This window comes from Mucilaginibacter sp. Mucisp73, from assembly GCF_059491465.1.
Map to the genome: position 1 here is coordinate 658,961 of NZ_CP168507.1, position 26,389 is coordinate 685,349.

A 26,389-nucleotide genomic window follows, 5' to 3' on the forward strand; every position below is an offset into this window, starting at 1 on the left:
TCTCTGCCGGCAAATTATCAATACAGTATTAATGACAGATTAAATTACGGCTAAATAAACCTTTGACCGTTTGGGTTAAATGTTTAAACCAATTTGTCTGCAAACCTAAAAGTTAAAATTTATATAGCGCAGTACAGCCCCTAAAATATTAGTTAATGAAGTGTAAAATTTTGATAAGTTGCCTTATATTATACTGTACTGCCGGGCATTTTTTAAAACTCGCTGCCAAATTCATTTGAGTTTCCATGGCTTGATATTAACTCGGGCGAACTTTGATTTTGCCATATAACTAACGTTAAACCTACAGGCACATTTTAATTGGTTACGGTGCTGTAAGGGGCATAATACACAATGAGGTAACGAAAATTAATAATTAATTGTTTAATTGACATTTTGAAAGTATAAAAGTGTTAAATTAGTATCATTAATTAGTAAACTTATTTTTTGGGATTTTATGACTACAAGTAATGTAATGCGGGAGATAACTCCGCTAACGCCAAGTGATTGTTTTACTATTTTTTCGAGGGTAAAAAAGAAATTTGATTTTCCGCTTCATTATCATGACGAATACGAGCTTAATTTAATTATCAACGCCAAAGGGGCCAAAAGGGTAGTGGGTGGCCATATTGAGGTTATTGAAGAAGTAGAGCTGGCGCTGATAGGCCCAAACTTATACCATGCCTGGTTTACGCACCAATGTCAAAGCGAAGATATAACCGAGGTTACCATCCAGTTTCATAAAGATCTGTTTGATGAAAAGTTTCTGAAACGAAATCAGTTAAGTTTTGTAAAAAGCATGCTCGAGCGCTCGCAAAGGGGGATTTCTTTCTCATCGGAAACCATTTACGCGCTTAAAGACAGGATTATGCAATTGGATAAAAAGAGTGGTTTTGACTCCGTATTGGAACTTCTGTCCATTCTTCATGACCTGTCAATTTCCCGCAATATGAAAATGCTGTCGGATCCAAGCTTTACAAATGAGAAGTTTTACTACAACAGTCGCCGCATCGAAAAAGTGTTTGAGCACATGAATATTAACTATAACAAGCAAATCACCCTTGCCGAAGTAGCTAAAATTGCCAATATGCCCGAGGCTTCATTTAGCAGGTTTATCAAAAAGCGCACGGGCAAAACCTTTATTGACAGTTTGAACGAGATCAGGCTTGGACATGCTTCCAGGATGCTTATTGACTCTACAACCACGGTAGCCGAAATTGCCTATAAATGCGGCTTTAACAATATCTCCAATTTCAACAGGATCTTTAAGCGTAAAAAAATGTGTATTCCCAAAGAATTCAGGGAAACCTATACCGGAAACCGCGTATTTATTTAACTGGTATTTATTTGGCTTTATGGCTGGTTAAAAATGTATCAGCCTATCGATAAAGTTAAATATAAGGTTAAAAAAGTATTATAAAGTTGCTGATAATAAATTCATTTTTGAGTAATGACAGTTAGGTGTCTGAACTCGAATTTTTGGAATTTATGAATTCGTCGAATTTATTGTATTTGGCCATTTTTAAACCAGGATTGTAGTATTCTGACAATTATTTAATTCAAAAAATTCCGGTTCAGACAAAATCAGACAAGATGAAGTTACACTTACTTGATGTTGCCATTATAGTTTTATACCTGCTGAGCACCATTTTTATTGGTTTATGGTACCGTAAAAAGGCCCGCGAAAATAAGGAAAGCTATATGCTGGGCGGCAAATCTTTACCCTGGTATAAACTGGGTTTAAGCGATGCCTCCGATATGTTCGACATCAGCGGTACCATGTGGATGGTAAGCCTCTGCTTTGTTTATGGCATGAAAAGTATCTGGATCCCCTGGTTATGGCCGGTATTTAACCAGGTGTTTTTAATGATGTACCTGTCGCGCTGGCTGCGTCGGTCAAACGCCGCTACCGGGGCCGAATGGCTGGCAACCCGCTTCGGTAAAACCGGTCCGGGGGTAACGGGGTCAAATGTGGTAGTTATCGCTTTCGCGCTGTTAAGCTGTTTTGGTTTCCTGGCTTATGGGTTTATTGGTTTGGGCAAGTTCATTGAAATATTTATCCCCTGGGATTTGGTTAAAGCTTATGTGCCTTTCAGCGTGGCGCCTCAGTATGTACCGCATGTATACGGGATCATATTTACGTTGTTTGCCATGTTTTACTCTATCATAGGCGGTATGCACAGTATTGTACTGGGCGATATGATCAAGTACGGCATCATGACGATAGCCTGCGTGTGGATCAGTTTCATAGCTGCAGGCAAACTCAGCGGCAACCACCTCAATGTGCCCGATGGCTGGTATAGCCCTTTTTTTGGTAAAAATCTTGGCCTTAGCTGGATGGGGATCATCAACGAGGTAAATAACAAAATCAAAGAAGATGGTTATTCGCTGTTCGGCCTGTTTTTTATGATGATGACTTTTAAAGGCCTCTTCGCGGCGGTGGCCGGGCCCGCGCCTAATTATGATATGCAAAAGATCCTCTCCACCCGCTCGCCCGAAGAGGCCAGCAAAATGAGCGGCTTTGTAAATATCATCCTGCTGCCTATCCGTTATTCGCTTATTGTGAGTTTAACTATCCTGGGTGTACTTTTTTATCACCAAATGGATTTGAAAGACGCCAAAGGGGCTATTGATTTTGAACGCATCCTGCCGGCCGTGATCAACAACTTTTTGCCCGTTGGTTTGGTTGGCTTGCTGCTGGCCGGTTTGCTTGGGGCTTTCATGAGCACTTTTAGCGGTACCATGAACGCGGCGCAGGCTTATATTGTGAATGATATTTACCTCAAATACATCAACCCAAAGGCATCTACCAAGAAAATCATCACCGCCAACTACCTGGTAGGCGTTTTTGTGGTAGCGGTAGGCGTGATACTCGGCTTTTTTGTAAAGGATGTGAACAGTGTGCTGCAATGGATAGTATCGGCACTTTATGGCGGTTATATAGCCAGTAACGTGCTTAAATGGCATTGGTGGCGCTTTAATGCCAACGGTTTTTTTTACGGGATGCTCTCGGGGATTTTGTCAGCCATGATATTCTCGCTTATTATCCCTTCGGTCCAACTGTTGTACTGGTTCCCGGTGCTGTTTACCATCTCGCTGGGGGGCTCGGTTATCGGCTCGTACGCTACAGCGCCAACGGATATGACCGTGTTGCGGTCGTTTTATACCACCGTAAGGCCGTGGGGCTTTTGGGGGCCTGTCAAGGCTTTGGTAATGGAGAAAGATCCATCATTTGTGCCCAACAAAAACTTTAAGCTAAACATGTTCAACGTGGTTATAGGCACTATTACACAATGCTGCCTTACCATACTGCCCATGTACCTGATACTGGCACAAAAAACATCGCTTATAGTTACCGTAGCTATACTGGTGGTAACTATCACCATACTGAAAAAAACGTGGTGGAATAAATTAAAGGACTATTGATAGAAAACTATATGACGCAGGAATTTAACCAAAGACTCATTCAACTACAGGCCGAACAAGCGCAATTGATTAACCGGCAAAACCAGGTTGAGGAAACAGGCAACGGTATTTTTTGCCGGTTTAAATATCCTGTGCTTACTGCCGCCCATACCCCGCTTGAGTGGCGGTATGATCTTGATGCTAAAACCAACCCTCATTTAATGGAACGTTTTGGTATTAACGCCGTTTTTAATGCCGGCGCTATAAAGTTTAACGGCAAATACCTGATGGTAGCAAGGGTTGAAGGCGCCGATCGGAAATCGTTTTTCGCTGTGGCCGAAAGTGCTGATGGGATCAATGGTTTTAAATTTTGGGATTATCCGGTTGAGCTGCCCCAAGCCGATGAACCCGATACCAATGTGTACGATATGCGCCTTACCGAGCATGAAGATGGCTGGATCTATGGCCTGTTTTGTACCGAACGCCGTGACCCCGAAGCTCCGTCATATGATCAGTCGATGGCGATAGCGGCTTGCGGTATCGCGCGTACCAGGGACCTGGTAAAATGGGAGCGCCTGCCCGATTTGAAAACCAACTCGCCCCAGCAGCGCAACGTGGTATTACACCCCGAGTTTGTTGATGGTAAGTATGCCTTGTACACCCGTCCGCAGGATGGTTTTATAAGCGCAGGGACCGGCGGTGGAATAGGTTTTGGCTTGTGCGATACTATGGAGAACGCGGTTGTTGACCATGAAACTATCATTCACAATAAAAGCTACCATACCGTTTACGAAGCCAAGAATGGCCAGGGCCCGGCGCCAATCAAAACGGAAAAAGGCTGGCTGCACCTGGCGCATGGCGTACGCAATACAGCTGCCGGTTTACGTTATGTGTTGTACATGTTTATGACCGACCTTCATGACCTTACTAAGGTACTTTACCAACCGGCAGGTTATTTTTTGGCCCCGGTAGGTGAGGAGCGGATCGGCGATGTATCAAATGTAGTGTTCTGTAATGGCTGGATAGCTGATGATAACGGGTCGGTTTATGTTTATTATGCGTCCTCGGATACCCGCATGCATGTAGCCACTACTACAATTGGTAAGCTGATAGACTATGCCATGAACACACCGGCTGATGGTTTGCGTTCGGCCTCATCGGTACAGGCAGTGTACAATATTATTGATAAAAATAAAGCTTTAAGCCAATTACAGGGAGCCGGCGCCTGAAAAGAGATTTTAAACATGCTTCAACTATCAAATACTGTTTCAAATCATCAGCTTGCTATCTTCAGCAATGAGCTAACAGGTGAGCTGGAAAATATCCTCAACTATTGGCTTAATTATACTGTAGATGAAGTAAACGGAGGTTATTGGGGCAAGATCAACCATGATAACCAGGTTACTCCCGGTGCTCCCAAAGGTTCGGTCTTAAACGCGCGCATCCTGTGGAGTTTCTCCGCTGCTTACAATCAAAATCCTGATGAAGCTTATTTACAGGCAGCTAAGCGGGCCTATGATTATATCAAAGCTCATTTTGTTGATGATGAGTTTGGCGGTGTGTATTGGTCGGTTGATTACAAAGGCGATATGCCGGATACTAAAAAACAGGTATATGCCCATGCCTTTACCATTTACGCGCTGAGCGAATATCATATAGCTTCGAAATCGGAAAGGGTAAAGCAGGAAGCCATCGGCCTCTATCATCTTTTGGTTGATAAAAGCTACGATCAGGATAAGACCGGTTACCTTGAAGCTTTCACGCGTGAATGGAACCCTCTCGATGATCTTAGGCTAAGCGCTAAGGATGCCAACGAGAAAAAGACCATGAACACCCATCTGCACCTACTGGAAGCTTATACCAATCTGTACCGCATCTGGGCCGATGAGGGACTTAAACAGCAGATTGAAACCCTGATCAATAATTTTTTTGATCATTTTATTGATGCTGGAACCGGGCACCTCTTGCTGTTTTTTGATGAGGATTGGAACCGCCGGGCGGAAACCATATCGTATGGGCATGATATTGAAGCTACATGGCTTTTACTGGAGGCTGCTGAAGTTATTGGTAATCAGGAAATGATCGAGAAGGTCAGGAGCACTTGCATCACGATAGCAGAAGCAACTATACAGGGTTTAGATGTTGATGGTGGCTTATGGTATGAATATGAACCGGCGGATGATCATCTCATCAAAGAAAAACACTGGTGGGTACAGGCCGAGGCTATGGTAGGTTTTTACAACGCCTGGCAGGTTAGCGGTAGTGATAAATACTTTCATTTGGCCCTTAAAAACTGGGCTTTTATAAAAGATAAAATACTGGATAAACAGCATGGTGAATGGGTTTGGGGCGTTAGGGCCGATGGCAGCATCATGCCCGGCGAGGACAAAGCAGGGCTTTGGAAATGCCCCTATCATAACAGCCGTGCGTGTATTGAAATTATCAGGCGTATAGGCCCGATAAATTGGCGATAAAGCAAGGCTTCGAATGGGTTAGCTTAGCGGCATTGATTATGATGAAATTTTTTAGAAGGATTGCTGTTTTATACCTGCTGATCCATAGCTCAATCGCTATGGCGCAGCTGTTTGAACCTGCCGATAAACACGTCACAACCGAAACCCGGCAGCTTTTTTACAGTATGCAGCGGCTGCTTAACGTGGGGGTAATATTTGGTCACCACGATGACCCGGCTTATGGTGTGGGATGGCGTAATGAACCAGGCCGCTCAGATGTTAAGAGTGTTACCGGATCATACCCGGCCCTGTATGGCTGGGATTTGGCCAGGATTGAGCACGACAGCATTCACGATATTAACGGAATCGCCTTTGAACAGCAGAAGCAGTTTGTTAAGGACGTTTACGCGCGCGGCGGCATCAATACATTTTGCTGGCATATGGATAACCCTGCCAATGGCAAAACCGCCTGGGATACCACGCAGCATACTGTAAAAGATCTTATCCCCGGCGGCGCGTTTCATAATGTATATGTTGAGTGTCTTGATCGTGCGGCCCATTATTTAGCTGATATGAAAGGCCCGGAAGGCGAGGCTATCCCGATATTGTTCCGGCCATTTCATGAACTTACGGGCAATTGGTTTTGGTGGTGCAAAAACACCTGTACCCCCGATGAATTTAAAGCCCTGTGGCGTTTTACTATCGAATACCTGCGGGATAAAAAGAAGCTGCATAACTTGCTCATCGTATATTCGGCGGCTGATTTTGAATCGGAAGATGAGTTTTTGGAACGCTATCCCGGCGATGCTTACGCGGATTTTATAGGCTTTGATAATTATTGTATGCAAAGCGTTGAGCGTTTTCAAGCTAAGCTGGATCAACGCCTTGCCATTGTTGATGGCATCGCTGTAAAACACCATAAAATAACATGCCTGCCCGAAACCGGCTATGAAGGTGTCCCCATGCCCAACTGGTGGACGGATATATTACTGCAAACCCTTGCTAAGCATAAAGTATCCTACGTAATGGCCTGGCGCAACGGAAACGATCATCATTATTACGTGCCATACCCCGGCCAACCCAGCGCCGGTGATTTTATAAAGTTTTATAACAACCCGCAAACCATTTTCCAAAACCGCATAACGCCACTGGGAATTTATGGTAAGCCAAATTGGAAGCAGTAGCCCTGCGGTTCATGGATGATAGTTCATGGTTCATAGAGGAGGTGGATAATACATTCATTTTGGCTTTATGCTTTAAGCCTTCGGCTTTTTGCTTAAAACAGCTACCCCCGATATCCCGGCCAGCAAAGACGCTAACAGGATCCCATATTTGGCCTGGTCAATCATTTCGGCATGCTCAAAGGCTAATGCCGATATAAAAAGGGACATGGTAAAACCTACGCCTGCAAGCAAGGCCACACCTGTCATTTGTTTCCATGATGAGCCTGCGGGTAATTGTGCGCCAAATTTTACCATGAGCCAGGTAAAGAGCAATACACCTGTAAACTTGCCGGCAAGCAGGCCTATAGCCACACCCATGCTAACAGGGTTGGCCAGTGACGAGAAAAAGTCATGGCTAATAATAATCCCGGCATTAGCCAAAGCAAAAAGCGGCATGATGACGAAAGCTACCCAGGGATGCAGGGTGTGTTCAATTTTTTGCAGCGGTGTTTCGGCGTCAAGGCTCAGCTTTTTTATTTTATCAATAATGTGGTGCTGTTCGGGCGTTATAAGCGTGCTGTTGTTTGGCTGCTCATTTTCAAAATCGGTAAGGTATTGCTTTACAGATTGGGTGTAACTGATCTCGCTGATGCGGGTACGGGCAGGAATAGTAAAAGCCACCAATACACCCGCAATAGTTGCGTGGACGCCCGAAAGTAAAAAAGCTATCCAAACAGCGAAGCCTATGATCAAATAAAAAGCTGTACTCCTGATCCCCATTTTATTGCCGATAAGTAAAAGTACCAACAGCCAAACCCCAATGGTAAGCGGTACAAGCGCTATGTGGCTGCTGTAAAAAAGAGCAATAACTAAAACAGCGCCAAGGTCATCGGCAACGGCCAATGCTGATAGGAAAACTTTTACAGAGGATGGAATATGTTTGCCCGCCATAGACAGTAAAGCCAGCGCGAAGGCTATATCTGTAGCCATCGGAATTCCCCAGCCATGGGCCGATGGCTTACCTGTATTAAAAAGGAAAAAGATGAAAGCGGGCACCAGCATTCCGCCCAACGCGGCAAACATTGGTAATGAAGCTTTTTTTACAGAGGATAGTTCGCCGGCCATGAACTCGCGTTTTAACTCGAGGCCTATCACAAAGAAAAATAAAGCCATAAGGCCGTCGTTGATCCAAAGGTGCAGGGGATGGTTTAAAACATATTTATCAAAACCGAGCGATAGTTTGAGTTCCCAAAGTTGGTGGTAACTGTGCTGAAAAGGCGAGTTTACCCATATGATGGCCACGATCACGCTGATAAAAAGCACTATGCCGCCGGTATGTTCCTGGTTTATGAATTTGCTTACCGGCTGCGTGATTTTATCAATAGGGTAGCTTTGTTTCATAGATGCCTAAAATAAGGAATTAAGTTTGATTTTTGGGTGAGATGATCTGTCGATTCAGGGAAATCGCTTTTAACCACATGCGGATTGAAAAACAATAAATGAAAAATTTTCACACTAATTTTTACGGATTAATCGAATTACACGAATTGAATCAATTTAAGATTCGTGTAATTCGATTAATTGTGGAGCGCTGCAAAGCATTTGTGTAGAAATTTTTCAGTATGAGATTAGTAAAACAAATCGAATTATTTTAAACGCGATTTCCCCGCCTGTCGATTACATACATTTAAAACAAAACCCAGCCATAAAACATTTATCAATGAAACCGGATATTATGAATAACTATCAGCAAAAATGGATAAGCACATTGAAAAACGCTCATTTAAATGGTTGGGAGATCAAGCCGCAGGGGGATGATATTTTTGTGGAAATGCCGCATGTTACGGATCTTAAACTGATAAGGGATAACCTCCCTGAAACACTTGCGCTGATGGCTTTGGATATTAATTTACCGAAGGAAAGGCTGAAGTTTATTTTTCACAACGGGTACGAGCAGTTTGAATACCTGCTTAATCCTGCTGCTGCGGATTTGGAACAGGAGGGCTAAAATCAACGGTTGTTGTTTCGTTAGGTAATTCCTCTTTGGCATTATCCGAATCAATTTTGGCCATTGTTGATACCACTACTACCGAAATTCCCATACAGGCTATTAGGATAAAAGAGGCCCTGAGGGTAGCAATTCCTGCTATAAAACCGATAACCGGCGGACCGACTAAAAAGCCCATAAAACCAATAGTTGATACTGCAGCCAGTGCAACGCCCGGCGACATGGTTTTTGATTTACCGGCAGCGCTGTATACCATTGGTACTACAGATGATACACCTGCACCAACCAGTAAAAAACCGGCCATGGCTGTATAAACATAAGGGAAAGCTACCGCTATTAACAGGCCTGTAGCGGTCAGTGATCCGCTAACCTGCAAAGTGCGTTTTAAGCCAAATTTGTGAGCAAACCAATCGGCCACAAAACGGCCGCCTGCCATGGTGAACATGAATGTAGTAAAGCCTATGCCAACCAACGCCTCGGGGGCCAATACCACTTTTTTGAAGTAGATCACGCTCCAGTCGAACATGGCGCCTTCGCAAATCATCGAACAAAAGGCTATGATACCTAATTTGATGAGCGATTTATCAGGCATTACAAACACAGGCCCGGAGTCGGTTACTTTATCATCTTTCAGGTAACGGGCAGCTACGGCCACGCCAATCGCTATCACGATCAGCATTAACGAAAAATGATGAAAAGGGATAATGCCGTTGGCTATCATGAACGTGCCTATACCTGCCCCGGTAAAACCGGCCAGGCTCCACAGTCCGTGAAAAAAGGCCATGATAGGCCTTTGGTAAAGCTGCTCGGTAGCTACTGCCTGCGTGTTTACCGCAATGTTTACAGAATTGCTTGCAAAGCCGAAGCATAGCAGGCAGATGATAAGCTGAAACGTATTTTGTGCGAGGCCTAAACTTACCAACGCGGCAGCGTAAACCAATAGCGCGGCGATAACGAGTTTTTTACTGCCTATTTTGGTGATGATCCAGCCCGAAAAAGGCAGGGAACACATAAGGCCTACAGGCAGGGCAAATAACACGGCACCCAAACCGGCATCTGATAAACCTAAATTCTGCTGAACAGTAGCAATACGCGATGCCCAGCTGGAGAAACTTAACCCCGCCATAAAAAACATAGCACCCACGGCAATGCGGAGCGTTAGTTTGTTAATGGCATTTTTTGAATCGGGTAAGTTGATCACGTTAAAAAATATTATAATAGTGTCAAATTGACACTATGTATTTATGAGCACAAATATAAGGCAATTAATTGTAATTTTAATAGCTAAATCGTTTTTTACTTTTGGGTGAATTAAAGCTGTCTAAAACGCGGAAGCGGTCATCTTACCTTCTGGAAGGTTAAAAATGACCGCTTCTTAATTACCTTTGGTTTATCTGGCCGTTAGCCTTTTACATTAAATGAACCCACAACCGTATGTGTTGTCCCTGTACTGAAGTTTTTAAATTGTGCCTTAAAAGTACCTATAGCATTTCCCTTCATATTACTTGAATGATTCAAGGTAGTGAATTTAACTTTTCCGCTCACAAAGTTTCCATCTATCTCACCTGCCATAGTTAAAATATCATAAGTACCTGCCGAAAGGGTGCCGGCTGATAAATCAAAAACATCTGAGGTGTTGTTAATATTAAAATACGATATCATGGTCGATCCTTTATCTGAAAGAATATTCGGATCGAGTGAAATAAGAGTAGGGCCATTTTTTACAACAGTGGCACCGCCATCAACTTTATACGAAATAGTACCCTGTGCGGCAGCCGGGTAATCAGAACCGTCGTCAGCTGTGCCCGTTCCAGTTCCTGTACCGGTACCTGTACCAGTTCCCGTTCCCGTTCCGGTGCCTGTACCTGTACCTGTACCTGTACCCGTTCCTGTACCCGTCCCCGTCCCCGTCCCCGTCCCCGTTCCGGTGCCTGTCCCCGTCCCCGTCCCCGTACCCGTCCCCGTTCCGGTTCCTGTACCTGTATTTGTGGTAGGGACAACGGCAATTGCTTTTGTTTCTTTATCCGGCCCGAGCGGAGGGTCAAGTTTGCAGCTACTTACCGAAGCTGCTATTAAAAGAAGGGTAATTACTTTACAGTAAATTTTTTTCATATATACAAAGAGTGATAGTTTATGGTTTTAACGGTTTAAATATAAGTATTTTAGCTCTTTGTACGTAGGAGAAAAACTATTTGATACAAATAATGTTAAGAAAAGTTTACAATTTTTTCAATTATTTACAGTCGCCATCGGGGCTGCATGATTCGCCTTCGATTGTATCAAATGCTGGTTTGGGGTTTTCTTCCTGCCAGCCGGTAAAGGCTTTTGCAAGGGTATCTTTAAATACGGCCACTTCCTGTGCCCCTGATACGGCATATTTGCGGTTCATAACAAAAAACGGAACACCACGCACTCCTAAATATTGAGCTTCGGCAATATCATGTTTTACATCGTCGGCGTAGGTGCCGCTTTCAAGCGTTTGTTTAATTTCTTCAGCGTTCAGGCCAATCGACTTACCTATTTCAATAAGGGTTTCGGTATCATCAATATTACGGCCTTCAGTAAAATATGCCCTGAACAAAGCTTCTTCGGCAGCGTCTCCCAATCCATGTTTTTTGGCCAGATGAGCTAACCTGTGCGCGTTAAAACTATTAGCCACAACCGATTTGCTGAAATTATAGGTAAGGCCGGCTTGCGCCGCCATTTGGGTAACATGCTCGTTCATCTGTTCGGCATGGTCAAGCGTCCATCCTTTTATATCGGCCAGGTACTGGTTAATGCTGATATTGGGATTGGTTTTAAGATCGGGATTTAGCTGGAAGCTTTTCCATTCTATCTCAATTTGTTCTTTGCCTTCAAAGCCGGCCAGTGCTTCCTCGAACCTCCGTTTGCCTATATAACAAAACGGGCACATCACATCCGACCATATTTCTACTTTCATCATTTCTATTTTAAATGTTTAAACAAATTTAAGGCCTGTAATTCTTATGCCCGTAAGGGCAAAGTAAAATTTAACGGGCTTTGTTAGATGCCGGAGTAATTTTTGAACTACTTTTATGGCTTTAAAAACATGTTCCCTCCATGAAAAATTTATGCCTGAGATGCTTTTCGCTCTTAATGATCTTTACAAGCCTTAAAACATCGGCACAACAAAAAGTAGTTGATAAAAATTTATTCAGCGCAGGTTACGCGGCAGGTTTTATCGGCGGCTTGTATGACTCCTATTATCCGTATAAACAATTAAAACAACATGGCGATTTTGGTTTGGGCGCCCCGGGCAGGCTTGATGGTGAGCTCATGGTGTTTAACGGCAAACTTTATCAAACCCAGTCAACGGGTAAAACAACCCAACTTGCCGATACCGGCAAAACCCCTTATGCCGTGGTTTGCTTTTTTCATGCCGAAAAAACATATAAGTGTAATAAGCCTTTATCCAAGTCGGCACTGTTTAGCTACCTGGACAGTATCTTAACCAACCAGAACGGGATCTACGCTATCCACATCAAAGGAAATTTTAGTATGGTTAAAACAAGGGCTTTCCCGCCGGTTGATAAACCTTATTTGCCCTTGGCGGCGATGCTTGACAGGCAGCATTTTTTTGATTTTAAGAACATTAAAGGCGATCTCATGGGTTTTAAGATCCCTGCACTGATGGAAGGAGCTCATATCAGCGGCTACCATTTTCATTTTTTATCTGATGATAAAACCGGTGGCGGCCATATCATTGATTTGCTTGCAGATGATATCACCATTGAAGTTGAAACGTTGACAAGTTATACCATTGACCTGCCGCAAACGCCGGAATTTAACAGCTTTGACTTTAAGAAAGACCGCAAGGAAGAGATCAAAAGCGTGGAGAATGGAAAAAAGCAATAATGACTGATCGTTTTTATTTGGACGATAATTTTTTGTAATATGTAAATTTTTATAAATTAGGAAATTATAAACCAATTATAAACTTATTGAGGTAACAGCCCAATGCCGAGGATTTATTGAATAAGCATGAGATGGAACAGTGCTAAAATATTCTGGATAGGTATCATTTTATTGGTGTTGCCCGGCCTTGTTCATGCTTACCTGCTCATGCCATTTCCGGGCAGCCAGGATCTGAATGCCATAACCCTGTGTTACTATCTCGAAAAGGTGATCATGCCGCTGCGTTTGATTGGCTTGCTATTCATTGTTTGGTACTTATTTAAATTCTATGCTAAAAATACTTTTAAACAAAAGGCTGTTAAAGCCGCTGTTTTTGTGCTTTGTATAGGCAGCTTTTACATAACCGATTATATGTATAAGGCAGAAACCATGTTTAAAGAAACCACAAAAGCTGTTTTTGCCAATGGATTGAAAAACAGGGTGCCGTTAAGCTACCTGGTAGTAGGTGTTGTAAACAACGGTGTCGCCAAAGCTTATCCGCTCATCTACCTGGGCTATCATCATAAACTGCAGGACGATGTAGGCAATAAACCTGTTTTGGTTACCTATTGCACCATGTGCCGTACTGGCAGGGTTTACAGTCCGGTTATAAACGGAGTAAGGCAAAACTTCAGGTTGGTAGGAGCAAGGCACTACAATGCTATAATTGAAGATGAAAACACTAAAACCTGGTGGTACCAGGCAACCGGTAACGCGGCTGTTGGGGCGTTAAAAGGAAAACAATTAACCGAGCTGCCTTATGAGCAATTAACCCTCGCGGCCTGGTTGCAGAAACATCCCGAAACGCTCATTTTACAACCCGACAGGCTATACACCGCAGATTATGCCGACTTGAAAAACTACGACCGTGTGCAGGCTATCGACCGTGACAGCACTATAAAAAACAAAGATTCCCTGATGCGTAAAAGCTGGGTAATTGGTGTGATCATAAACGGCAAAGCCAAAGCTTACGACTGGCGCCACATGTACGCCAAACGCCTGCTAAACGATGAGTTGAACAAAAGTTCACTGCTTATTGGCATTGAAAAGGACAGCCTCAGCTATCATGCCTGGAATACATCAGTAAGCGGTAAAACCCTTCATTTTAAACTGGATGATAAAGGCATGCTTACCGACGAGGAAACCGCTTCGGTTTGGGATTGGGACGGCCTGTGCTTAACCGGTACGCAAAAAGGGCAGCGCCTTGCTAAAATTCAGGCCTACCAGGAATACTGGCACTCATGGAAACATTTTCATCCCGGTACCGTGTTTTGGAAAGGCGATGAATCGCTGGAGCAAACGGCATCCATTTACCCGCCTTTTTAACAACAGCTTTAATTAAATAGCGGTTGCTATTTTGCTGATGTCATCGTCATTAAGCAGAGCGTCTTCAGAAATGTTGGGGTAATACTTATTCAGGATCTTTTGAATAAGTTGGTAGCTTTCGATGGATTGAATGGGAGCGGAAGCCAGTTCAGTGATGGTTGAACCAATAAGCTTAAGTTTTTTCGCCTCGTACTGGTTGATTACAAAGTCAGAAGTTTTTTTCTTACGGCTTTGTTGTATGAGATCATCAAGTTTCTTGATCTCTTCAACCAGGTCAATCATTTTTAATACTTCCACCTTTTTCATCAGCGCCAAAATTAGTGATTTATTTGTAACAGGGGGTATAACAGGATATAAGTTGTATTGTTTGTAAGTATGAGACGGGTGGAAGCTGTAATTGTTACGGATAGAAATTGAGGACGTTTTCAGTGTGTGCAAGATAGCAAAACAAAAAAGCGTCATTACGAAGCAATCCCCATGAGGCAGAGTGGTTATGCACGTTTCTCTGTACGGTTTGGGATTGCTTCGTTATCTTATAATGACGTGATTGTAAGTTGTTCGTTATTAGATATATTTTTTTGATCGATATTATAAATATGGGCGTTGCCTGCGGCCCGTGCTATACGCTCATACTGCACAGGCATTAGCCACAAGGCCGGTATCCGCTCCTATCACTAACGCGCCCCCGCACCATCTCTAAAATGTGTTTTATACATCATTACCCATTTTTTTTTCGGGGTTTCCCCGATGTTTCCTTGTAAAGAAGGGGCGGAGACAGAATTATAAAACGATTATTTCTTACCCTCCGTTGTATCCCTTTCAACCAGGGCCATACCGCATTTAGGGCAGGTGCCGGGTTTATCAAATGTAAGATCGGGGTGCATGGTGCAGGTGTATTTTCCTTTTTTCTTTACTGTTGAGGTGGTGTCGGTTTTGCCGGTGCTTTTAATCGCACTGTTGCAGGCGCCAAGGGCGAGGCCGGCTAAGGCTAAAATGATAAAGCTTTTTTTCATTGATTATTTGTTTTTGATGAATGAGGCCAACCCGAATAATGATACTACCAGCACACCTAAGGCGGCCAGCATACTCACTATGTCGCGGATATCCTTACCCGCCCAGGTCATGCCGAAATACTTGTGTAAAAATATAAAAGAAAGCCCTTCGGCCCTGTCAATTCCTGCAACTTTTGCAGCCAGTTTTGATGAGGTAGTTTCAATATACCAATTGCTGCCGTCGGCATAACTTACCCTTTCAACCGGCAGGCGTTTGTTGATGAAACCGTACTCGTTATCAAACTGCTTTACCTGGCTAACTTTTACCCTGCCATAAAACTGGTCGGGATCCTGGTGGGTATGGTAATAGGTACTTAAAAAACGGGCATAATCCTCATCTCCATTAATTTGTTCTATGCCGGTTAAGGTGTTAAAGTAGGAGATCTGCTTTTTATTATCAGTTACCTGGTAATAAGTATTACCACCAAAGTTAACCACTGCAATCCTTTTGATGAGACTATCGGCAACAGGAAGCTGAAGGTTGGAGATAGCCAGTCGTTTCCTTGTGATCACCTGCCCATAATCAGGCTTTGGTGTTTCGGTATTGTTCAGTTTTACGGCAAGGTGAAACGCGCCGCTGATTACGAAAGTAAACATCACAAAGGAAACAATAAGCCCTATCTGCCGGTGATAACGATGAACGATGCGCTTGTCCTCACCGCCATTTTCTTTTCGCTTTTGAGTTACGGATTTAAACTTTTTCCACATTAAACCATAAACAGTTAAGCCGCTGATGAGGGCGAACAGCATTACCACCATGATGATGAGTAATACTACATTTCGGAAAGTATCGCCGCCGATATCAGCCAAAAACTGCCAGGTATGGAATTGTTCAAACAGCCAAAGGAAAGCCTTGCGCGTATTGTTGTTAAATGTACCCATGCGGCTCTGACTGGTTTCAATATAAATATCCATGCCATCGGGACGGTCAAAGCTGATCTTCCAAACAGGCAAAAGATGATTGATGGGCTGGTATTGCCCATCAAACGTTGTTTGCAGATCGATCTTTTTAATGTTAGATGTCGAATCCTGCGTAAAATAGCGGGCCAGATAAGTGGCATATAGCTTATCCCCATCTTTTAACAATACCCCATCATTGGCTGAGTAGTAATTGTACACGCTATCTTTATCCAGTACCTGGTAATAGGTGTTGTGATTAAAGTTAACCAGTCCGAAGTTCCGGATAACGGAAATATTGTTTTTATCCAATACCTGCTGAATGCTGAGTACCGGTTTCATCCGGCTTTGAGGTAGCGGTTTAAACACTTCCTCCGCAATTGAAGGCCTGAACCAGTTTGACATGAACGGGTGTGAAAGCCCGCTCAGTGTCCAGAAAATCACCGGGATGAGGGCCGTTAAGCCCAGCACCCGGTGCCATTTATAAAAGTTGCTTTTTACTGTTGCTGATGCCATTGATCAATATTTTGAAAATGAATAACTGATGCCCAGGGTGTAAGTGCGTGGCGGCGCGGCATTATAAGTATCGCCGTACTGGCTGCTGGTTACTGTTGTAGCGTAAAGCTTATTGGTTAAATTAAGCACATTGAACCAGATGCCCGCGCCTTTTAATACGCTGCTTTTTACCTCATAACCCAGGCGCAGGTTGTAAATATCATAACCTGAATAGGTTTTGGTATTGGCGGGGTTGGTGTAGTATTGATTGATGTGCTGCCACTCTGTTGCTATCCTGAAACCGGGAAGGTACTGCGGCTTGTAGCTGAGCTCGGAGTTGGTAATCCAGGCCGGCGCGTTGTTCATGCGTTTGCCATCATAGTTGGTCACCGTGTTGGTGCCGGTGGTGTAATTGGTGGTCACCTCGCTGTACTCAACATAGGTGTGTTTGGCATTGGTACCGCTAAACCTGAAGGTAAGCTCTTTAACCGGGGCCACAGTAAGCGAGTATTCAATCCCCCGGTGACGTGTTGCGCCTGCGTTTTGGTTCTGGGTAGTGTTATCCGGCAGCAGTTGGTTAATGATTTCGTTATGGCCTTCTAAATCAAACACACTCAGCTCAAAATATAGCTTTTTGTTAAAAGCAGAAAACCAGCCGCCGGCTTCGTAATTATCAAAAGTGGCCTGTTTAAGCTGGGTAAGCTGACGTGAGCTGTACAAGTCGCCGGTTTCCGGCGGTTGAAAACCTACGCTGTAGTTGGCATAAAAACCTTTGTTGTTACCCAGGTTATAGGTAAGGCCCAGTTTGGGGGCAACAATGTTGAAATTGTTGGTCTCCTGTTGTTTGTATTTGGTTTGCCCGGCAGGGATCTCATTATTAAAGTTGTAATGAACCCTGTCGTACCGTAAACCGCCAACTATTCTTAATGCTTCCGTAGGCTTGACTTCATACTGGACATAAGCCGCTGTGTTGAACAACTTGATCTTGTAATTATCAATGTACCTGCCGGTATTGCTGAAGCCGGTGTAGTAGTTGTTAGCTACATCTTTGGTGATATCAAGATATTGGGCATAGTATGAGCTCGGACTGTTATCCATGTAAACTCCGCCTATCAGCCGTGAATGCAGGAAATCAAAATCAACCCGGTGCTGTGCCAGTAAGCCATAGCTGTTGAATTTTTGATCGTTTACCTGGCCGTTGCTGCTTTTGTAAACGCCATTTGCATCGCGCACATCAGAGATATAATAACTTGGCAATTGCGCTGTAGAGTTATTGCGGAAAAAGAGCGTTACAAAAGTGCTGTTCTTGTCATTCCACTGATGATCCAGGCGGGTGCCGGCACGAAACGATTTTACCTTGCGATAGGTGAAACGTTGGTTGGAGCCATAGCTGCGGTCATAAAACCGGGCGCTGTCTAAACTACCCGGGGTTTGGGTGTTGAGGTAATTATAGGCAGCTGAAGTGGTAAGCTTTGTTTTGGCACTGAAATCATAGGTAGTTTTAAAATTGGCCGAGTACTTATCAAAATCAGAATAGTCCTGCCAGCTATCGGTTTGATGGGCTACATATCCACCTGCATACAAACCAAATTTGCCCTGGGTAAAACCGCCGTCGGCATCAACACGGCGGTAATGGTAATTATCGCCCTGAACAGAAACATTGCCCGCATAGCCTGTAGGTGGTCCCTGGGTAATAAAGTTAACCGCGCCACCAATGGAGTTACTGCCATAAAGCGATGATGCAGGCCCTTTGATCACTTCGATATCCTTAACGCCCGACATGTTGATCTCATACAGCGAGTTATGGTTGAAGATGCCCGTAGGGCGGATAGGTACGCCATCTTCCATATACAGGTAAAGTGCATTGTAAGTTATAGGCTGACGAATAGCCATGGTATGCTGCTCATTACCCAAATTCACCATGTAAACACCTGCAACCTTGTTCAGCAATTGATAAAGGGCAGTGGCTTTGGTGTCCTTAATTTGGGTGGAATTGATTTTACTGATGGCGATAGGCGCGTCCTGCCTGGCCTGGCCTTCGCGGCTGGCGGATACCACCACAGGTTGCAGATCTACAGTTGAAGGCTCTAAGGCAACATCAAGCTTTTGGCCTTTTATGGCAGGTACTTCAATAATGCGCGCGCTGTAACCCACCATGGCAAATTTAAGCCGGTTAACGCCTTGTGCATTGATGCTAAAGTGCCCTTTGGCGTTAGTCATGCCCAGTTTTTCGCCAGTTTTAGCATCGGCATTGCAAATTGATGCACCAGCAATGGCTTCGTGAGTATTGGCATCTGTTACTGTGCCTTGTATATTTTGGCCGAAGGCCAGGGTTTTAACGAGTATAAAAGTTATAAATAGGATTAAATATCGTTTCATTATGTAGTATTACGGGAGTTGCTTCCCGGTGTAAAAATGGTAGGGTAGGGTGTGGATTGATTGAGGGGAGAGTGCAAAGGTGTCTTCTACCCGTCATTCTCCCTTCGGTCGGTTGTCTTCGTACCTCGCAATGACGGAATGTTTAAATCCGATCATACGTAGCAGATACGATCCTATAGCAAAAGATAAAAAAGCTTACTCTGTAAAGCATGCGATTGCCACGCTGCGCAATGACATAGTTTTCACACCATACCATCAATCAAAAACCAATAAAAATGAAATGATTATCCTAACTGCGGAGGCTGGAATATCGTAGCCGGACGATCGGCCGGTACGGTGGGGGTGTAAGGGGTTGAAATAACCTGCAACAGGCTGGAGTGGAATTTTACATCAGTTGAGCTGATGACATAAACCTCCTGAAAGAGGCTCTTTTGCGACTGCCTTTCGTCGCTGGCCTGCTTGTCCTCTGCCTGTTTGATCTTTTTTGCGAAGTAGCATTTGCCATTGCAATGCAGCCAGGGTTTGTTCCTGTTTTCGCAAAGCTTGGTGGCAATGTAATTCCTGTTCAGCTCAAAACCCGCGAAAATAAAAAAACGCGAGAAATTGACCGTGATCAGTGAAAAGATGAGTAAATAGGCTGTAATACGTTGCAGCATGGCGCAAAGGTACGCCCTGTGGGTTTAATAAGCAACATTTAGTTCAAAGTGTATAGTCGCAAGTTCTAAGTCATACAATAATCTGACTTTTGACCTGAAAAATTGCTGCATTACTTATGACTAAAGACTTAGAACTTTCGACTTAAGACTTATCCCTTTTCAGCGTAGCATGCAGGTGCTGGCCTTTGTAAACCAGGTCCATACCAATAGAATCCTGATAAACTTTACCCGTATGGGGCGAACTGCCTCCCGGCACCGGGATACTGAAAGAGAAATTATCGCCATTGATCATGCCGTCCGTAATAGCTACATCACCCTGCGGAGCATGAGCTGTACCCGTAAGTTTGCCGCTGTCTACCTTAAAAGTGTAGCTTAAGGGAAAATGATCATCGCCCGGAAGCGCTAACGAACCAATCCATCTGCCGTTGATATCGGCCATCGAAATAAAACTGAAAGCGGTAATAATAACAAACGCACTGATCACCAGGAACTCTTTTTTCATTGTTGATATAGTTTAAGCAGATGCCTATATGCCGTAATTTAAACTATATACAATTTTATTGCCTTTAAGTTTAATAAAAAAGAAAAACCTTACTGGTGGGTAAGGTTTTTCTTTTTTTAATATTTAAGATACGGCATCCTGAACTTGTTTCAGCATGACGATAATATTTGAAAATTATTTCTTTTCAACTGGTCTTTTCAATACCGAACTGCTTTTTGAGCCATTGATATCCAGTTCAACGCTAACAGAATCGCCCATGAATTTGCCTGTATGAGGTATCACGATACCGCTGGTGGCTACTGTAAATGAAAAGTCGGTACCATTGGTTTTGCCTTCTTTAATGTCAACGTCGCCTTCCGGAGTTAAGGCTGTGCCGGTCAGTTTATCGCCATCAACCTTAAAATTATAAAGCAGTGGGTATTCCTGGCCGTCGCTTGTAACTAATTTGCCTGCCCATTTGCCGTTAAGATCAGCTATAGCTGCAAGACATATCATAAAGCAGCTTACCAATAAGGTAGTAGTAAAAATCTTTTTTTTCATAAATGTGAATTTTGGTTTATAAATATAAGCACCTTGATTTATAGGATGAAATGATTATATGATATTTTATGGTGTGGAATATAAATATCATGTAATTCTTAAATCAGGAAATTAAGGTTGTTGAGCTCTTTTTAAAGTGCTATGTACTTTTGAGCCATTGGCTTCAATATCAACACCTACCGAATCGCCATAGAATTTGCCTGTATGGGCAATGTGGATATCTTCGATGCTTACGGTAAATTTGAAACTGTCGCCGGTTATTTTGCCGTCTTCAATCGGCATATCACCTTTAGGTGTTTTGGCTGTTCCGGTTAGTTTGTCCCCATCAATCTGAAAATTATAAAGCAATGGATAAACTTCACCGGTTTCTGTTTCAAGCTTGCCTTCCCACTTTCCGGCAATTCCGGCAATTGCTGCAAAGCAAACCGCAATACAAACTGTTACAAGGGCTAAGGTTAAAAAAGTCTTTTTCATAGCTGTTGTTTTCACCGGTAAATGTAAAATCGATATTAAACCAGAACGTAAACTGTACATTAAATTTACTGCCGGTGATGCTATTGATTTACAGGCAAAAACTGTACTACAACAGCCTCGTGCATAATACCGGATTGACTTTTTTACTTTCATTTGTTTTTAAGAGCATTTTTTGACTATCTCTAAATAAATGTTAATGATACATTTCCAATTATTCAAAATGATTGTACCTTTAAATCTGCATACTAACCGGGCGAAATCCTGTTTCGCTTTTCACTTTTAAACAACCTATAATAATGAAGAAAATTTTTACTGCATTGCTATTGTTGGGTGGTATATATCTGGGCGCTTCGGCACAGGATGTTCAGCTTAACAAAGGCTGGAAATTTGCTGTGGGTGATTCTGCCCAATGGTCGTCCCCAACTTTTAACGATCAAAACTGGCAAAACATTAATGTTGCCCATTCCTGGGAACCGCAGGGACACCCTAATTACGATGGCTTCGGCTGGTACCGTATCCACGTAGTGATCCCTTCATCGCTTAAGGAGAAAGCCTATTTAAAGGATAGTCTCCGCTTAAGCCTGGCCAGTGTTGATGATAATGACGAAGTGTATTTAAACGGAAAGCTTATCGCTAAATATGGCGGCCACAGCGGAACCATTAAAGATGGCCATTACGGGCCGCGCACTTATAGCATCCCGGCTTCAGATCCGGCAATTTTGTGGGATAAAGAAAATGTGCTGGCCATCCGCATTTATGATACCGGGGGAGATGGCGGTATTTACGGCGATAACTTTTCCATTGCCATGGCCGATGTAATGGATCACGTTACAGTAAATACCGATGGCGATTTTACTTTCCAGGAAAACAACAGCCTGGCTAAATCAGTCAAATTGGTAACCACCAATAAGTACCAGTACCAGGGTACTTTGGCTTTTAAAGTTACCGATCCTGAAACGGGCGCGGTGATCTACGAAAAAACAAACCCTGTAAACTTTACCGCCGGCAAGCCTTTTACCTATTCGTTTGTGATAGCCCGGTTAGCCAAAAAGTCGTATACTATAGCCTATACTTTTACAGACCAAAAATCGGGTAAAGAGATTGTTAAAACGGAAACCACGCCTTATGTGCTTACACCTTATCCATCGCCCAGGCCAAAAATTAACGGAGCCGATGTTTACGGGGCAAGGCCGGGCAACCCTTTCCTTTATTTGATCCCGGCAACCGGTAAAAAGCCGCTTACCTATAAAGCCGTGGGTTTGCCCGCAGGCTTAACGCTTGATGCTAAAACCGGTATCATTTCGGGTGCGGTAAGCCAAAAGGGAGATTATCCTGTAACGCTTACGGTTACCAATAGCTTAGGCAATAAAACCAAAACACTAACGATTAGCATTGGCGATAAAATCGGCCTTACCCCGGCCCTTGGCTGGAATAGCTGGAACGCCTGGGGATTGAGCGTTAATGACGAAAAAGTAAAGATCTCGGCTAAAGAAATGTCGGAGAAACTAAGTGCTTATGGCTGGAACTATATCAATATCGACGATGGCTGGGAAGCAGAAAACCGTGCTGCCGATGGCGCCATCGTAGCTAACAGCAAGTTTCCGGATATGAAAGGGCTGACCGATTATGTCCACAGCCTTGGCCTGCATACCGGGATTTATTCATCGCCTGGCCCGCGCACCTGCGGCGGCTTTTTGGGCAGCTGGCAGCATGAAGACCAGGATGCCAAAACTTATGCCGACTGGGGTTTTGATTATTTAAAATACGACTGGTGCTCCTACTCGGAAGTTACCCCTCCGCATCCGGACCTGCCCGCGCTTAAGAAACCATATGAAGTAATGCGCACCTCTTTAAATAAGGTAAACCGCGATATTATGTTCAGTTTTTGCCAGTACGGCTGGGGCGATGTTTGGAAATGGGGCGCCGAAACCGGCGGTAACAGCTGGCGTACCACCGGCGATATCCAGGATACCTGGAGAAGCATGAGCGATATTGGCTTTAGCCAGGACCCTGCTTCGCCTTACGCCGGTCCGGGACATTTTAATGATCCGGATATGCTGGTTGTGGGCAAAGTAGGCTGGGGGCCAAGCCTGCACAATAGCCGTTTAACTTATGATGAGCAGTATACCCACATCAGTTTATGGAGCCTGCTGTCTGCGCCGCTGTTAATCGGCTGCGATATGGGGCACCTGGACAGGTTTACGCTTAGCCTGTTAACGAATGATGAAGTACTGGCCATTGACCAGGATGCCTTAGGCAAAGGTGCAAGACAGGCTTCTAAAACAGATGAGCAGCAGATTTGGGTAAAAGAGCTTACCAAAGGTGAAAAAGCAATAGGTTTCTTTAACACATCTGATAAATATCAAACTGTTAACCTGGAAGCTAATGACAAGCTGTTAAAAGGCTTTACCAAAGCCCGCGATGTTTGGGAACAGAAATACCTGATAGCGGTTAACCACAAATACACTTTTAAAATTCCACCGCATGGCGTAAAGCTAATCCGGGTAATGTAAGTGATTCTTTATAGAAAAGAGGCCGTATCACAAATCAAGTGATGCGGTCTTTTTATTTTAAAGATGTTTTATTGTTAGGATGGGTTTTCATGCCCCCTCAGGGTCTCTCGCAGAGGACCCTGAGGTTCACCCGCGTTTCGGGTATTTAGAACAGCTGATCTGGCGTATATATCAATCTGCATGGCGTATACATCAGGGTCCTCTGCGAGAGACACTGATGGGACGTTGATAGCAAAAAAGGCCTTTATCGAATAGATATAGGCCTTTTTTATATGATGTAGTTTAAAGATCAATTTGGCACATCGTAATGATATACCGGCGAAAAAATTCCTTCACTTGTAGTGTAATAGCCTCTACCATCGGGTTGGAAGCCTATCGCCTCGCCCTGTTTTTCAACTTTGTAGGTAAGTTCCCGTGGCTTGCGTACCATGGTTTCCCATATGGGTTCGTTATGCTGGCGGCGCCAGTAGTAAACTTTGTCGTAACTTTTTAGCAGGATCTGCTGCCCGTCTTTAGAGATATCGCCGGCTGTGATCCATTTAAAAGGTTTAAAGCCCGCGAAGTACAATTTGCAGCGTTTGGTTAATACTGTTGTTGTATTGGCCTGGTATTTTAACGGACTGGTGTAAACCGCAACGGTATCACCCCTTTTGCTTACAATGATCAATTGTTTTCCTATCGGGTCAATCATCAATGTTTCCGCATCTTTAGGGCCATCCGGATATTTAAAATCTGCCCGTACAGCTTGTGTGTTTGTAATGGCCTTATCACCTGTAGCCCATGATTTTTTTTCGGCCATGCGGTAAACTGTAATATATGGCCTGTTTTGATTGTTATCGCCTATATCGCCAAGGTAAACGTAGCTTTTACCTTTTTCCGGTCCGGGGCCAACATCAATATCTTCACAGTCCTGTACACCCAGTTTTTGAGTGCTGTCTCCCTTAAAATAAATGGTTGATTTGAGTTTGCCTTCGGCTGTTATAGCAAAAAAACGGCTGGTATCGCCGCTGTCGTTATGTACATAGTAAGTGTCGGGACTAATGGATGACGCCGCAATACCCGACGTTTCATCCATCTCTTTATCATTCAGGGTGCCTGTAATGTCCTGCCTGTCGAGCAGCCTGTGCTTGGCAAAGGCCCCCATGAAAAGCAGGGATACAATGGGTAAGAGTATATTTAATTTTTTTGACCGGCTCATTCTGTTTCTTGCAAACAATAACGCAAATTACGCGCATTAGTATGAGGTTGACATTAATTATTTGATTTTGTTACGACTATATGAAAATTATATACCAAACAGGGCAATGGTACACAATATTCGTACCATGAAACATTTATGCCGATTCAAAGGCATGTAATAAAGCATTTTGTTGATATATTTCTTTAGGAGTGCGGTAATCGGCCAGTTCAAGTTCCTGAACATATTTGCAATTGCAGGGGTGCCCGGGTTCAATAAAAACAGGCATATCATAGCCCAGTTGCTGGTAATATGGAGTAATGAACGCTTTTACAGGCAGTTCGTTTGCTGCGGAAACAACCTTAGGCGTAAGTTTTTTTAAGGGTTTTAAAAGTAACTTAATTTCGCAAAGCCTAAAGTTATCATAAAGCGGGATCCAGCGTATTACATCGTCAATATTAATTGCTATGGCATTATGTTTTACTCCAGTAAGGACGCCAATATTGACTTCGCTATTGTTTAAAAGACTGACGATCATAACTTGCTGACCGATATAACGGCTAAAAATCATGAGCTGGGCTGCCACACTTATAGATTTCATTTTGCTAATTTTATTAGCAAAATACGAAAATTAATCGAGGTGATACAAGCTGAATTAGAAATAAAATTATCAGTACTTTTAATAAGTTAGTGTTAACACATAGATACCATAAGGGTGCCGGCTTGTGGGTACCATTGCTTAAAAGTCAGAGTACACCATGCTTCTCTCAACGCTGCGTACTCGCGTCAGTTGTGGAATAAAAAACTAATCGAAACTGTTTATCATCACGTCTTTGTTGATAAATAAAGGCTGTTTTTAATGATAAGTGTTAATAACTATTTAAAAAGCTTCTTATTATGAGTATATTTGTATCGTATCTGAAACGCCCTAGTGGCAAGACCTATCGACGGTTATGTAAAGGAATGTAGGATACACCCGGGGCTTTAGTTAGCCCCTTATTTATCTTATACCTCCACTATATTGTTAGGGCTTGGTCTTCTGGTTACAAACTTGTTTGTTACATTTTGTAGCCTTAATTCATAATATCTTCTTGCTCCCCTCTTTTTGATAAAGTTATTAGGCTCATAGTGCTGTCTTGCAAAATAAGCCACAACGTCAACTAATTGATGAAAATAAGAGTTTTTTGAATCTCTAAAAATTGGGTCTTTTATTATCGTTTTTAATGGCATAGACCTATTTCCAGCTCCGAAACTCATGGAATTGTTGACAAGATTAAAACCATCGCTACCGCAAGCGTCCTCGCTTGTGGGTATCATGCTAAGCTATGCGAGAGGCTAATCAGGTTGTATACCTAAACGCGGGCCACAAGCGGGGACGCTTGCGGCAGCGGGTGTCGGCAATGTACTACCAACAAAAAAGGGCCTTATTTCAGGCCC

General features: G+C 43.4%; 24 protein-coding genes. 9 read left to right on the forward strand and 15 right to left on the reverse strand.

The genetic code is table 11. The features are described 5' to 3' along the window. The first annotated feature begins 454 nt into the window (after positions 1-454). The 5 genes from ACEN82_RS02965 (at position 455) to ACEN82_RS02985 (ending at position 7,039) form a co-directional block, all read left to right on the forward strand. Positions 455-1,333 (forward strand): AraC family transcriptional regulator, encoded by an 879-nt coding sequence (locus ACEN82_RS02965; protein ID WP_090528369.1) that lies wholly within the window; start codon positions 455-457, stop codon positions 1,331-1,333. Between the two features lie 257 nt (positions 1,334-1,590). Next, entirely contained in the window at positions 1,591-3,423 is a 1,833-nt protein-coding gene (locus tag ACEN82_RS02970; RefSeq protein WP_413322852.1) for a sodium:solute symporter family protein, read from the forward strand. Between the two features lie 11 nt (positions 3,424-3,434). Continuing rightward, positions 3,435-4,631: a glycoside hydrolase family 130 protein gene (locus tag ACEN82_RS02975; protein ID WP_413322853.1), complete on the forward strand. Its 1,197-nt coding sequence runs from the start codon at positions 3,435-3,437 to the stop codon at positions 4,629-4,631. 15 nt (positions 4,632-4,646) lie between these two features. Next, the gene (locus ACEN82_RS02980; RefSeq protein ID WP_413322854.1) at positions 4,647-5,876 is read left to right on the forward strand and encodes an AGE family epimerase/isomerase; all 1,230 of its coding nucleotides are present in this window, start codon (positions 4,647-4,649) and stop codon (positions 5,874-5,876) included. Positions 5,877-5,914: 38 nt separating this feature from the next. Next, complete coding sequence (locus tag ACEN82_RS02985) at positions 5,915-7,039, forward strand: glycoside hydrolase family 26 protein (protein WP_413322855.1); 1,125 nt, start codon at positions 5,915-5,917, stop codon at positions 7,037-7,039. 72 nt (positions 7,040-7,111) lie between these two features. On the opposite strand, the gene nhaA is transcribed toward ACEN82_RS02985, so the two are convergent. Beyond that, positions 7,112-8,419 (reverse strand): Na+/H+ antiporter NhaA, encoded by a 1,308-nt coding sequence (gene nhaA, locus ACEN82_RS02990; protein WP_413322856.1) that lies wholly within the window; start codon positions 8,417-8,419, stop codon positions 7,112-7,114. A gap of 319 nt (positions 8,420-8,738) precedes the next feature. On the opposite strand from nhaA, the gene ACEN82_RS02995 reads away from it, so the two are divergent. After that, complete coding sequence (locus tag ACEN82_RS02995) at positions 8,739-9,026, forward strand: hypothetical protein (protein WP_090528351.1); 288 nt, start codon at positions 8,739-8,741, stop codon at positions 9,024-9,026. On the opposite strand, the gene ACEN82_RS03000 is transcribed toward ACEN82_RS02995, so the two are convergent. The 3 genes from ACEN82_RS03000 to ACEN82_RS03010 form a co-directional block, all read right to left on the reverse strand. After that, positions 8,989-10,227, reverse strand: coding sequence for an MFS transporter (locus ACEN82_RS03000; protein WP_495644064.1), 1,239 nt, complete (start codon positions 10,225-10,227; stop codon positions 8,989-8,991). The two genes, ACEN82_RS02995 and ACEN82_RS03000, sit on opposite strands and share 38 nt — an antisense overlap. 200 nt (positions 10,228-10,427) lie before the next feature. Continuing rightward, positions 10,428-11,138: a hypothetical protein gene (locus tag ACEN82_RS03005; RefSeq protein WP_495644065.1), complete on the reverse strand. Its 711-nt coding sequence runs from the start codon at positions 11,136-11,138 to the stop codon at positions 10,428-10,430. A gap of 121 nt (positions 11,139-11,259) precedes the next feature. Continuing rightward, positions 11,260-11,970, reverse strand: coding sequence for a DsbA family oxidoreductase (locus ACEN82_RS03010; RefSeq protein WP_413322434.1), 711 nt, complete (start codon positions 11,968-11,970; stop codon positions 11,260-11,262). Positions 11,971-12,107: 137 nt separating this feature from the next. Between ACEN82_RS03010 and budA the strand changes: the two genes are divergently transcribed. Together budA and ACEN82_RS03020 are read left to right on the forward strand one after the other, a co-directional pair. Further along, entirely contained in the window at positions 12,108-12,902 is a 795-nt protein-coding gene (budA, locus tag ACEN82_RS03015) for an acetolactate decarboxylase (RefSeq protein ID WP_495644066.1), read from the forward strand. 126 nt (positions 12,903-13,028) lie between these two features. Beyond that, complete coding sequence (locus ACEN82_RS03020) at positions 13,029-14,267, forward strand: DUF3179 domain-containing (seleno)protein (protein WP_413322436.1); 1,239 nt, start codon at positions 13,029-13,031, stop codon at positions 14,265-14,267. Positions 14,268-14,279: 12 nt separating this feature from the next. On the opposite strand, the gene ACEN82_RS03025 is transcribed toward ACEN82_RS03020, so the two are convergent. The 8 genes from ACEN82_RS03025 to ACEN82_RS03060 all read right to left on the reverse strand — a co-directional run bounded on the left by ACEN82_RS03025 (position 14,280) and on the right by ACEN82_RS03060 (position 21,262). Beyond that, positions 14,280-14,573 (reverse strand): hypothetical protein, encoded by a 294-nt coding sequence (locus ACEN82_RS03025; RefSeq protein ID WP_091166807.1) that lies wholly within the window; start codon positions 14,571-14,573, stop codon positions 14,280-14,282. Between the two features lie 485 nt (positions 14,574-15,058). Further along, complete coding sequence (locus ACEN82_RS03030) at positions 15,059-15,280, reverse strand: heavy metal-binding domain-containing protein (protein ID WP_413322437.1); 222 nt, start codon at positions 15,278-15,280, stop codon at positions 15,059-15,061. Positions 15,281-15,283: 3 nt separating this feature from the next. Then, on the reverse strand, positions 15,284-16,732 hold the full coding sequence (locus ACEN82_RS03035) for a PepSY domain-containing protein (protein WP_413322438.1): 1,449 nt from the start codon (positions 16,730-16,732) through the stop codon (positions 15,284-15,286). 3 nt (positions 16,733-16,735) lie between these two features. After that, entirely contained in the window at positions 16,736-19,090 is a 2,355-nt protein-coding gene (locus ACEN82_RS03040; RefSeq protein ID WP_413322439.1) for a TonB-dependent receptor, read from the reverse strand. Positions 19,091-19,374: 284 nt separating this feature from the next. Beyond that, the gene (locus ACEN82_RS03045) at positions 19,375-19,746 is read right to left on the reverse strand and encodes a hypothetical protein (protein ID WP_413322440.1); all 372 of its coding nucleotides are present in this window, start codon (positions 19,744-19,746) and stop codon (positions 19,375-19,377) included. Between the two features lie 142 nt (positions 19,747-19,888). Further along, positions 19,889-20,248 (reverse strand): hypothetical protein, encoded by a 360-nt coding sequence (locus tag ACEN82_RS03050; RefSeq protein ID WP_188833276.1) that lies wholly within the window; start codon positions 20,246-20,248, stop codon positions 19,889-19,891. A gap of 174 nt (positions 20,249-20,422) precedes the next feature. Then, on the reverse strand, positions 20,423-20,788 hold the full coding sequence (locus ACEN82_RS03055; protein WP_413322441.1) for a hypothetical protein: 366 nt from the start codon (positions 20,786-20,788) through the stop codon (positions 20,423-20,425). Between the two features lie 111 nt (positions 20,789-20,899). After that, on the reverse strand, positions 20,900-21,262 hold the full coding sequence (locus ACEN82_RS03060; RefSeq protein ID WP_354486154.1) for a hypothetical protein: 363 nt from the start codon (positions 21,260-21,262) through the stop codon (positions 20,900-20,902). A 296-nt stretch (positions 21,263-21,558) separates the two neighbouring features. On the opposite strand from ACEN82_RS03060, the gene ACEN82_RS03065 reads away from it, so the two are divergent. Continuing rightward, positions 21,559-23,775, forward strand: coding sequence for a putative Ig domain-containing protein (locus tag ACEN82_RS03065; protein WP_413322442.1), 2,217 nt, complete (start codon positions 21,559-21,561; stop codon positions 23,773-23,775). Positions 23,776-24,064: 289 nt separating this feature from the next. On the opposite strand, the gene ACEN82_RS03070 is transcribed toward ACEN82_RS03065, so the two are convergent. The 3 genes from ACEN82_RS03070 to ACEN82_RS03080 all read right to left on the reverse strand — a co-directional run bounded on the left by ACEN82_RS03070 (position 24,065) and on the right by ACEN82_RS03080 (position 26,269). Then, positions 24,065-24,973, reverse strand: coding sequence for a hypothetical protein (locus tag ACEN82_RS03070; RefSeq protein ID WP_413322443.1), 909 nt, complete (start codon positions 24,971-24,973; stop codon positions 24,065-24,067). 136 nt (positions 24,974-25,109) lie between these two features. After that, positions 25,110-25,553, reverse strand: coding sequence for a hypothetical protein (locus ACEN82_RS03075; protein WP_413322444.1), 444 nt, complete (start codon positions 25,551-25,553; stop codon positions 25,110-25,112). A 404-nt stretch (positions 25,554-25,957) separates the two neighbouring features. Then, a complete protein-coding gene (locus tag ACEN82_RS03080) occupies positions 25,958-26,269 on the reverse strand; it encodes a DUF3800 domain-containing protein (RefSeq protein WP_413322445.1) in 312 nt (103 codons plus the stop codon). Positions 26,270-26,389 lie beyond the last annotated feature (120 nt).

Coding starts and splice junctions, on each gene's coding strand:
- ACEN82_RS03035 (WP_413322438.1), bottom strand. CDS start 16,732: ATGGCATCAGCAACAGTAAAAAGCAACTTTTATAAATGGCACCGGGTG.
- ACEN82_RS03005 (WP_495644065.1), bottom strand. CDS start 11,138: ATGAAAAAAATTTACTGTAAAGTAATTACCCTTCTTTTAATAGCAGCT.
- ACEN82_RS02985 (WP_413322855.1), top strand. CDS start 5,915: ATGATGAAATTTTTTAGAAGGATTGCTGTTTTATACCTGCTGATCCAT.
- ACEN82_RS03065 (WP_413322442.1), top strand. CDS start 21,559: ATGAAGAAAATTTTTACTGCATTGCTATTGTTGGGTGGTATATATCTG.
- ACEN82_RS03080 (WP_413322445.1), bottom strand. CDS start 26,269: ATGATACCCACAAGCGAGGACGCTTGCGGTAGCGATGGTTTTAATCTT.
- ACEN82_RS03055 (WP_413322441.1), bottom strand. CDS start 20,788: ATGAAAAAAAAGATTTTTACTACTACCTTATTGGTAAGCTGCTTTATG.
- budA (WP_495644066.1), top strand. CDS start 12,108: ATGAAAAATTTATGCCTGAGATGCTTTTCGCTCTTAATGATCTTTACA.
- ACEN82_RS02975 (WP_413322853.1), top strand. CDS start 3,435: ATGACGCAGGAATTTAACCAAAGACTCATTCAACTACAGGCCGAACAA.
- ACEN82_RS03060 (WP_354486154.1), bottom strand. CDS start 21,262: ATGAAAAAGACTTTTTTAACCTTAGCCCTTGTAACAGTTTGTATTGCG.
- ACEN82_RS03030 (WP_413322437.1), bottom strand. CDS start 15,280: ATGAAAAAAAGCTTTATCATTTTAGCCTTAGCCGGCCTCGCCCTTGGC.
- ACEN82_RS03040 (WP_413322439.1), bottom strand. CDS start 19,090: ATGAAACGATATTTAATCCTATTTATAACTTTTATACTCGTTAAAACC.
- ACEN82_RS02970 (WP_413322852.1), top strand. CDS start 1,591: ATGAAGTTACACTTACTTGATGTTGCCATTATAGTTTTATACCTGCTG.
- ACEN82_RS03050 (WP_188833276.1), bottom strand. CDS start 20,248: ATGAAAAAAGAGTTCCTGGTGATCAGTGCGTTTGTTATTATTACCGCT.
- ACEN82_RS03045 (WP_413322440.1), bottom strand. CDS start 19,746: ATGCTGCAACGTATTACAGCCTATTTACTCATCTTTTCACTGATCACG.
- ACEN82_RS02995 (WP_090528351.1), top strand. CDS start 8,739: ATGAAACCGGATATTATGAATAACTATCAGCAAAAATGGATAAGCACA.
- ACEN82_RS02965 (WP_090528369.1), top strand. CDS start 455: ATGACTACAAGTAATGTAATGCGGGAGATAACTCCGCTAACGCCAAGT.
- ACEN82_RS03075 (WP_413322444.1), bottom strand. CDS start 25,553: ATGAAATCTATAAGTGTGGCAGCCCAGCTCATGATTTTTAGCCGTTAT.
- ACEN82_RS03010 (WP_413322434.1), bottom strand. CDS start 11,970: ATGATGAAAGTAGAAATATGGTCGGATGTGATGTGCCCGTTTTGTTAT.
- ACEN82_RS03020 (WP_413322436.1), top strand. CDS start 13,029: ATGAGATGGAACAGTGCTAAAATATTCTGGATAGGTATCATTTTATTG.
- ACEN82_RS03070 (WP_413322443.1), bottom strand. CDS start 24,973: ATGAGCCGGTCAAAAAAATTAAATATACTCTTACCCATTGTATCCCTG.
- ACEN82_RS03025 (WP_091166807.1), bottom strand. CDS start 14,573: ATGAAAAAGGTGGAAGTATTAAAAATGATTGACCTGGTTGAAGAGATC.
- nhaA (WP_413322856.1), bottom strand. CDS start 8,419: ATGAAACAAAGCTACCCTATTGATAAAATCACGCAGCCGGTAAGCAAA.
- ACEN82_RS02980 (WP_413322854.1), top strand. CDS start 4,647: ATGCTTCAACTATCAAATACTGTTTCAAATCATCAGCTTGCTATCTTC.